This window comes from Amycolatopsis sp. NPDC049252, from assembly GCF_043197175.1.
In the GTDB taxonomy this organism is placed as follows: Bacteria; Actinomycetota; Actinomycetes; order Mycobacteriales; family Pseudonocardiaceae; genus Amycolatopsis.
Map to the genome: position 1 here is coordinate 1 of NZ_JBICSQ010000160.1, position 8,143 is coordinate 8,143.

Annotated in this window: 7 protein-coding genes and 1 pseudogene; 7 read left to right on the forward strand and 1 reads right to left on the reverse strand. The window is 69.7% G+C overall.

What is annotated here, in order from left to right:
• Positions 1 to 259: 259 nt before the first annotated feature.
• The 5 genes from ACGFMK_RS48415 (at position 260) to ACGFMK_RS48435 (ending at position 6,847) form a co-directional block, all read left to right on the forward strand.
• Positions 260 to 1,264: a TauD/TfdA family dioxygenase gene (locus tag ACGFMK_RS48415; protein ID WP_392778680.1), complete on the forward strand. Its 1,005-nt coding sequence runs from the start codon at positions 260 to 262 to the stop codon at positions 1,262 to 1,264.
• Positions 1,265 to 1,420: 156 nt separating this feature from the next.
• Positions 1,421 to 3,349, forward strand: a complete 1,929-nt coding sequence (locus tag ACGFMK_RS48420) for an FAD/NAD(P)-binding protein (protein ID WP_392778683.1) — start codon at positions 1,421 to 1,423, stop codon at positions 3,347 to 3,349.
• Between the two features lie 44 nt (positions 3,350 to 3,393).
• Positions 3,394 to 4,752: a class II 3-deoxy-7-phosphoheptulonate synthase gene (locus ACGFMK_RS48425; RefSeq protein ID WP_392778696.1), complete on the forward strand. Its 1,359-nt coding sequence runs from the start codon at positions 3,394 to 3,396 to the stop codon at positions 4,750 to 4,752.
• 52 nt (positions 4,753 to 4,804) lie between these two features.
• Positions 4,805 to 5,977 carry a pyridoxal phosphate-dependent aminotransferase gene (locus ACGFMK_RS48430; protein WP_392778686.1) on the forward strand — a complete coding sequence of 391 codons (1,173 nt, stop codon included), beginning with the start codon at positions 4,805 to 4,807 and terminating at the stop codon, positions 5,975 to 5,977.
• Between the two features lie 67 nt (positions 5,978 to 6,044).
• Positions 6,045 to 6,847, forward strand: a protein-coding gene (locus ACGFMK_RS48435) for an IS5 family transposase (RefSeq protein WP_392778688.1) whose coding sequence is annotated in 2 segments (ribosomal slippage) — positions 6,045 to 6,381 and positions 6,381 to 6,847 — 804 coding nt in all. Because the reading frame shifts where the segments join, the coding sequence is not laid out codon by codon here.
• A 3-nt stretch (positions 6,848 to 6,850) separates the two neighbouring features.
• Here ACGFMK_RS48435 and ACGFMK_RS48440 read toward each other — a convergent pair.
• Entirely contained in the window at positions 6,851 to 7,165 is a 315-nt protein-coding gene (locus tag ACGFMK_RS48440) for a TetR family transcriptional regulator C-terminal domain-containing protein (RefSeq protein ID WP_392778691.1), read from the reverse strand.
• Between the two features lie 271 nt (positions 7,166 to 7,436).
• On the opposite strand from ACGFMK_RS48440, the gene ACGFMK_RS48445 reads away from it, so the two are divergent.
• Positions 7,437 to 7,895 (forward strand): DUF3291 domain-containing protein, encoded by a 459-nt coding sequence (locus ACGFMK_RS48445; protein ID WP_392778694.1) that lies wholly within the window; start codon positions 7,437 to 7,439, stop codon positions 7,893 to 7,895.
• A 30-nt stretch (positions 7,896 to 7,925) separates the two neighbouring features.
• Positions 7,926 to 8,143, forward strand: a pseudogene (locus ACGFMK_RS48450) (IS110 family transposase); the annotation flags it as partial.

Here is an 8,143-nt window from a genome sequence, read left to right on the forward strand (position 1 = left end):
GGGGTTTTAGTTCTTGTTTTTTTTTTGGTGGGTGTCGGGGGGGGGGGGGGGGCGCCTGGTTTTTGGGCGGGGCCCCCCCCCCCCCGTCCGTGTTTCCGCCCACTCCTCCACCGCGGCGGAATCGCGCCCGAAAAGGCGTAGCCGGAACTCCACCTTAGGCGCATCCTTCTCGTCTCTTGGCGGTTTCGCCGCCTCTCGGAACAAGCGACGATTAATCGGTACCTTTGCATGCCACTCGAGAGGCGGAAGGCACGCCCTTATGCAACCGACTCACACGTTCTCCGATACCGAACGCGACGATATCCGAGACGCACTGGGGACCATCGCCGTCGATCCGTACTCGGAGTACCTCACCTTCGCCGCCGCGGTCGCGGACCTGGTTCGTGACGGCCTCCCCGCCGCCCTGGTGAAGGTCGCCGAGCAGATCCGCGGCGAGCGGGAGCGCGGGCACTCCGACGTTCACGCCCTGCGCAACTGCCCCATCGACGAGGACCTGCCCCACCTGTCGCACAGCAACCCGCAGGCCGACAAGTACGCCGCCAAGAAGACCCATGTCGGCGAGGCGTTCCTCGCCGCCTTCGCGCTGCTCACGCAGACCCCGCTGCTCGCCTACGCCACGCGGTTCAACGGCGACTTCTTCACCGACGTCTTCGCCATCGACAAGTACTTCGGCAAGCAGACCGGCTACAGCGACGGCGAACTCGTCTTCCACAACGACCGCACCGCTCATCCGGTACGAGCCGACTTCATCACGCTGCTCGGAATGCGCTGCCCACCCGAGGAAATGACCTACACCGCGTTCGTCGACGGGCGATCCCTGCTTGCGGGGCTCACCGACGAGGAGGCGGCGGCACTGCGCGAGCCGCATTTCGTCACCCCGTTCGACGTCGTCTCCCGGGACAACAACGACACGTTGACCGAATCCGCGTCCCACGTCATTTTCGAGAACGACCACAGCATTCGCTACCTCGACTCGCACACCACGGTGGCCCGCACCGCCCCGCCCGAAGCCAAGGACGCGCTGCTGGCGCTCAAGAACGCGCTGGCCCGTGCCGAACGCAAGCGGCATCGCATCCTCGAAGGCGACCTGTTCACCTTCGCGAACCAGGACGGGCTGCACAACCGTGAACTGATCGAGGTCGTCGACATCGAGCGTTCCCGTTCGCGCTGGTTGCTCAAGACGTACGCCTTCCGGGACCAGGCCGCCGCCGACCGCCACAGCCACCGCTGGCTGGACGGCGTGCCCGGCCGTGTCGGCGATTGACCGTCCGCGCGTGTTCGCCGGCGACATCGGTGACCGGACTGGCGCTCCGGCCCGCTCGTGTTCCTTTCCGAAAACCGGCAGTCCGCGCGACCGTGCCGACGCGACTGTCCTGGGCAGCTACTCCCGTGCCGTGGCTCGGGATCTCGAGGAGGCGGCGTGACGTCAAGCCCCAGGGGGAACGTTTATCGTGTCGCGGTCGTCGGCACCGGCCCGCGCGGGATGATGGTGCTGGAGCGGCTGGCCGCCCGGCTGGCCGAAGAACCCGGTACGCGGCCGGTGGAGATCTTGGCGATCGACGCCGTCGAGGTCGGCGCCGGCCGCATCTACCGCAGTGACCAGCCCGAATGGTTCCTGATGAACACCGTGCTCGGGCAGATCTCCGCCTTCTCCGGCCTGCCGGACGACGCGCCCGCTCGCGCCGGGGCGGGCCCGTCCTTCTGGGAGTGGTGGGAGTCGGCCGAGCCCGGGTGCCCTGGCCCCGACGGCTATGCTCCGCGCTACTTCTACGGACGCTACCTGCGGTTCGTGCTCGACGCGATCGAGTCCGGGCTGCCGGACGGGGCGACGCTGCGGCGGATCCGGGACCAAGCGCTCGAACTGACCCCGGAGCACGGTTCCTACCGGCTGCGGTTCGCCGGCCGCGCGCCGATCCGGGTCGACCGGGTCGTGCTCACCACCGGTCACTCCACCCCCGAACTGACCGGCCGCGCCCGTGAACTCGCCGACTTCGCGGCACGCACCCCCGGTCTGCGGTACATCGCGGCCGACTCGGCGACCGAGATGCGGCTGGACGACGTCGCGCCGAAGACCGCGGTCGGCGTGCTCGGCCTCGGCTTGTCCTTCTACGACGTGGTCGCGGCCTTCACCATCGGCCGCGGTGGGGTCTTTCGCGAAACGGCCGACGGGCGCGTGGAGTACCGGCCCAGCGGCCGGGAGCCCCTGATCGCCGCCGGGTCGCGCAGCGGCGCTCCGCTGCCTGCCCGGGGGCGCAACCAGCAGCCGCCGACGTACTCGTACAACCCGCTCCTCTTCCGGCCCGAACACGTGCGGATCCGGCCGCAAGGGCTGGACTTCCGCGCCGACGTGCTGCCCTGGCTGCTCGCCGAAACCGACTTGGTCCACTGTGGCACGGAGCTGGCCGGCCGCTTCGGGCCGGACGTGCGCACCGCCTTCGCCGACGAGGTGGCCAAGGTCGCCTTCGCCGGACCTGAGCCGGTGGTGCCGGACGTCCGCGCCGTGGCCGCCCGGTTCGGACCGCTGCCCGACCCCATCGATCTCGATGCCTTGGCTCGGCCCTTCGAGGGGCGGCACTTCGCCGATCCGGCCGCGTTCACCGACGCGGTGGCGGCCGAGGTGCGCGCCGGGCTGGTCCGGGCCGCGCAGGGCAACGTCGATTCGCCGCTCAACGCCGCGCTGGACGTCATGCGCGACACCCGTTGGGTCCTCCGGAAACTGGTGGACTTCGGCGGGCTCCGGCCCGGCTCGCAACGGGACGACTTCCTCGGCTGGTACGTGCCGCGCGCCGGCTTCCTCGCCGCCGGCCCACCCGCCGAACGGCTGCACCAGCTGCTGGCGCTGCTCGACGCCGGGGTGCTGCGGCTGGTCGGCCCCGAAACCAGGTTCGAAACGGACGCGGGTGCCGGGCACTTCGTGCTGTCTTCACCTCACGTGGCCGGCTCCGCGGTGGCCGTCGAGGTCCTGATCGACGCCCGCATCCCGACCCCGGACGTCCGGCACGACTCGTCTTCCCTGACGCGGGGGCTGTACTCCCGGGGCGTCTGGACCAGCTACGTCAACCGCAACGGGACCGAGGAGTACGACACCGGAGGCGTCGCCGTCACCGGCAGCCCGTTCCACCCGATAGGCCGGCACGGCCGCCCCGACACCGGGCTGTACGTGCTGGGCATCCCCACCGAGCACGCCCGCTGGTTCATGCAGGTGGGCAGTAGCAGGCCCGGTAAATGGAGCGACTTCGTCCACGACGCCGACGCCATCGCCGCATCGGCCCTCGCTCCCGCCCGCAAGCCGGTCCCCGTGGCGGCGGCCGCCGCGCGATCCGGTTCGCCACAAAGGAGACCTTGGTGACCACCACCGTCCCACCGCTGCCGATTTCCCCCGCCTGGACCAGCTTGGCCACTCCCGGACCCCACCTCGGCCTCGACCGGCTCGACCCCGAAATCCGTGCGGCGCTCACGGCCGCACTCGAGCTGCCCGCGGAGCAGCAACCCCGGTGGCCCGACCGCGAGGTGCTGCGAACGGCGACGGCAACCCTCGCCGAAGCACCACCCGTCGTCATCCCGCGCGAGATCGACGCCCTCTCGGCGCGCTTGGCGGACGTCGCCGCCGGTTCGGCCTTCCTGCTGCAAGGCGGTGACTGCGCGGAGACCTTCGAGGGCAACACGGAGAAGCACATCCGCGGCAACGTACACACCCTCCTGCAGATGGGCGTCGTGCTGGCCTACGGCGCGGGCACGCCGGTGGTGCACATCGGCCGGATCGCCGGCCAGTACGCCAAACCCCGTTCCTCCGAGACCGACGCGCGGGGTCTGCCCTCCTACCGCGGCGACGCGGTCAACGCGCTCACGCCCAGCGCCGACGCGCGCGCCCCGGACCCCCGGCGGATGGGGCATGCCTACGCCAACGCGTGCGCCACGATGAACATGGTGCGGGCCGTCGTGGGCACCACCAGCCTGAGCGGCGCGCACGCGTGGAACAAGGAGTTCCTCGCCTCCTCCAAGGTGGGCGAGCGGTACGACGCCCTGGCGACCGAAATGGACAGTGGGCTGGCTTTCATGTCCGCCTGCGGGGTGAATCCCGGCTCCTTGCGCGCACCGGAGTTCTTCGCCGGCCACGAAGCACTGCTGCTGGACTACGAGGCCGCTCTGGTCCGGGCGAACGAGAGCGGCCGTGCCTACGGGACCTCCGGGCACTTCCTCTGGATCGGCGAGCGCACCCGCCAGCTCGACGGCGCGCACATCGCCTTCGCCGAGCAGCTGTCGAACCCCGTCGGCGTCAAGCTCGGGCCGACGACCACCCCACAGGCGGCGGTGGAGTACGTCGAGCGCCTGGACCCGCGCAACGAGCCGGGCCGGCTGACGCTGGTCTGCCGGATGGGCAACGGAAAGGTCCGCGACGTCCTGCCCGCGATCGTGGCGAAGGTCGAAGCCACCGGGCACCGGGTCATCTGGCAGTGCGATCCGATGCACGGCAACACCCACAAGTCGCCGAGCGGCCACAAGACCCGCCACTTCGACCGGATCGTCGACGAGGTGCAGGGGTTCTTCGAAGTGCACCGCGGCCTGGGCACCCACCCGGGCGGGATCCACGTCGAACTGACCGGTGACGACGTCACCGAATGCCTGGGCGGTGCCCAGGAGATGTCCGACGCCGATCTGGCCAGCCGCTACGAGACCGCGTGCGATCCGCGCCTCAACGCCGAGCAGTCGCTGGAGCTGGCGTTCCTGGTCGCGGAAATGCTTCGAGGATAGAGAAGTCGCGACGGATCGGCTTGACGAGACGTTGCCGGACAGGGGAGACGAAATGGCGAAGCGTGCGGCGCGCAGGGTCGCGTCGGTCGAGAGGTCGGCGACCGTGGCACTGCTCGACCGGGTGCAGCGGCTGCGCGCCCAGGGCAGGTCACTCGTCGATCTCTCGAGAGGCGAACCGGACTTCGTGACGCCACGGGAGATCACCGAGGCGGCGGTCGTCGCCCTGCGGTCGGGCCGGACGCACTACTCCCCCAGCCGTGGACTGCCCGAGCTCCGCGAGGCGATCGCGGCGAAGCTCTTGGCGGACAACGACGTCGTCGTCAGCGCGGCCGACGGCGTGCTGGTCACCCCGTCGGCCAAGCACGCCCTCTACGCGGCCTTCACGTCCTTGCTCGACCCCGGCGACGAGGTCGTCATTCCTTCGCCCGGCTGGGTCAGTTACGCGGCGATGGTGTCGCTGGCCGGCGCCGCGCCCGTCCCCGCTCTCCTCGATCCGGCGACCGGCTTCCGGCTCACGGAAGAGGTCATCGAGGCGGCCGTCACGCCCAGCACGCGTGTCCTGCTCGTCAACAGCCCCAACAACCCCACGGGCCGGATGATCGACGCCGCCGAGCTCGACGCCGTGCTCACCGTCGCCCGCCGGCACGACCTCATCATCGTCTCCGACGAAATCTACGAGCACATCCGCTACGACGACCGCCCGCACCTGAGCCCCGCGGCGCGCTTCCGCGAAAACACCCTCACCGTCAACGGGTTCTCGAAGGGCTATGCCATGACCGGCTGGCGGCTCGGCTACCTCGCCGGGCCCGCGGACCTCGTCGCGGCCGCGCGGAAGGTGCAGGAGCACAGCGTGAGCTGCGCGGCCACCTTCACGCAGATCGCGGGCACGACGGCGCTCGAGAACTCCCAGCCGGCCGTCGAAGAGATGGTGTCCGCCTACACGGCCCGGCGCGCGCTTCTGGTCGAAGGCCTCAACTTCCTTCCCGGCGTGACGTGCGCGCTACCCGAAGGGTCTTTTTACGCGTTCCCGGACATCAGCGGCACCGGCGTTCCGGACGGCAGCGAGTTCGCCGAGTGGATGCTGGACGACGCCGGGGTCGTGATGACGCCCGGCCCCGCGTTCGGGGAGGGCGGACAGGCGCACGTCCGGTTGTCCTTCGCTGCGTCCGAGGAGGAGTTGACGCATGCCCTGGAACGCATGGACAAGGCCTTGCGCAGCCGCTAAGGGGTCAGTTCAGAATGAGTCGGCGTGTCGGCTTTGCTGGGACTGCAAGGCTTTCCAGAATGTTGGTATGCGTGAGGAGGTTCTGACCGACCAGCTGTGGAAGCGGCTGGAGCCGCTGCTTCCGGTGCACCCACGACGGTTCCGCTACCCGGGTCGCAAGCGTGCCGACGACCGTGCCGCGCTGGAAGGCATCCTGTACGTCATCCGCACCGGCATCGGCTGGAACCGGCTGCCCACGGTCCTGTTCGGCGCCTCGGGTGCCACATGCTGGCGGCGGCTAACCGAATGGCACGAAGCCGGTGTCTGGCAGCAGCTGCACGAACGACTGCTCGCCGAACTGCGCGCGGCGGGCCTGCTGGACCTGTCCGCCGCGCTGGTCGACTCCACCCACCTGCGTGCCCTCAAAGGGGGGACCACACCGGGCCCAGCCCGGTCGACCGGCGCAAGCTTGGCTCGAAGCACCACCTGATCACCGACGCGCATGGCACCCCGCTCGCCGTGACGCTGACCGGTGGTCATCGCAATGACGTCACTCAGCTGATTCCGCTGATCGACGCCATCCCGTCGATCCGCGGCGTGGTCGGCAAGCCACGCCGTCGACCTCGCCGGCTCTACGCCGACCGCGGCTACGACCACGACAAGTATCGTCGACTGGTCCGCGCCCAAGGCATTACCCCGGTCATCGCCCGCCGCGGCGTCCAGCACGGCTCCGGCCTGGGCAATGTCCGGTGGCCTGTGGAACGCACCTTTGCCTGGCTGAAGAATTTCCGCCGGCTGCGCATCCGCACCGAACGACGAGCCGACGTCCACCAAGCCATCCTCAGCCTGGCCTGCTCCGTGATCTGCCTCCGCAAACTCATTCTGAACTGACCTCTAAGGCCGGCGGTTGCCACGGTTCCCCGGTGCCGGGCGGGATCCGGCGCGGGCTTGCTCAAGCAGGGCGCGCAGGCCGGACACGGCGTGGCTGAACTGCGCGGGGTCGTCGGCCGCGCGGGCGAGCACGTATCCGCCTTGCATGACGGCGACGATCGTCGAAGCGAGCTCGGCCGGATCCAGCGATGCGGTCAGGTCCCCTTGCGTCTGGGCATCGGTCAGCATCTCCGCGAGACGGTCTTGCAGCCAGCGAAAGAATTCCTCGATCGGCCGGCGCAATTCCGGAGCTGCCGCGACATCGGGGTCGTGCGCCAAGCCGCTGACCGGGCAGCCTTACGGGCAATGGCCACCCTTGCCAGGTCGGCCTTTCCGCGGAAATGGTGGTACCTGCTCCCCTGCCCGGCACCGGCCAGGACGCGCATGCTTTCGACCAGTCGTTCCGCGGTGTCCACGTCGACGATATAACCACTTCTCGTCACTGAGATCGAGATTCGCACCGGGCCGGTCTTGGCGTGACAGGCGTCCGCGACCACGCGGGTGAGCCGAGGCCTTCTCAAGGAATTGCCCCGGAAGTTACGATGGCGTCATGGTCGACCATCAGCTCGCGCAGCTCAACATCGCCCGGCTAAGCGCCCCTTTGGACAGCCCCGAGCTCGCCGGCTTCGTTGAACGGCTCCCCGAAATCAACGGCTTGGCCGAGCGCTCGCCGGGCTACGTCTGGCGGTTGCAGGACGAGTCCGGCGACGCGACCGGGCTGCGACCGTTCGGACCCGACATCGTCGTGAACCTGACGGTTTGGCAGTCGGTCGAGACGCTACGCGACTTCACCTACCGGACGGCACACGTGGAGCCCCTGCGCCGGCGCCGGGAGTGGTTCGTTCCCCTTGATGGCCCCCACCTCGTACTTTGGTGGATCCCCGCGGACGCCATCCCGACGGTCGAGGAGGCAGCGAAACGGCTGGACTCGTTGCGGCGCAACGGCCCTTCGCCGGAGGCGTTCACGCTTCGCGACCCGTACCCCGCCCCCGACGTGTTCGCCGCTTGACCGCCGGCGGGCTCGCGGCGCGGCCCGTGCGCGCCGGCGGATAGCGAACAGCTGGCCGAGGCGATCATGACCGCCCTCGGCGAGCAGACCGTCACCGTCCCCGCGGGCACAGTCTTGCCGCAGCCGGCCGACGGCTTGAAAACCGTGCTCCAGCAACGAGAACAGGTCACTGAACAGGTCGAGCGGATACTTGGTGCGCACCCTCATGCCGGGGTCCTGACCTGGATGCCCGGGATCGGCGTCAGGCC

Excerpts from the sequence above, each read along its gene's own strand:
- ACGFMK_RS48415 (WP_392778680.1), top strand. The coding sequence starts at position 260 with ATGCAACCGACTCACACGTTCTCCGATACCGAACGCGACGATATCCGA.
- ACGFMK_RS48430 (WP_392778686.1), top strand. The coding sequence starts at position 4,805 with ATGGCGAAGCGTGCGGCGCGCAGGGTCGCGTCGGTCGAGAGGTCGGCG.
- ACGFMK_RS48445 (WP_392778694.1), top strand. The coding sequence starts at position 7,437 with ATGGTCGACCATCAGCTCGCGCAGCTCAACATCGCCCGGCTAAGCGCC.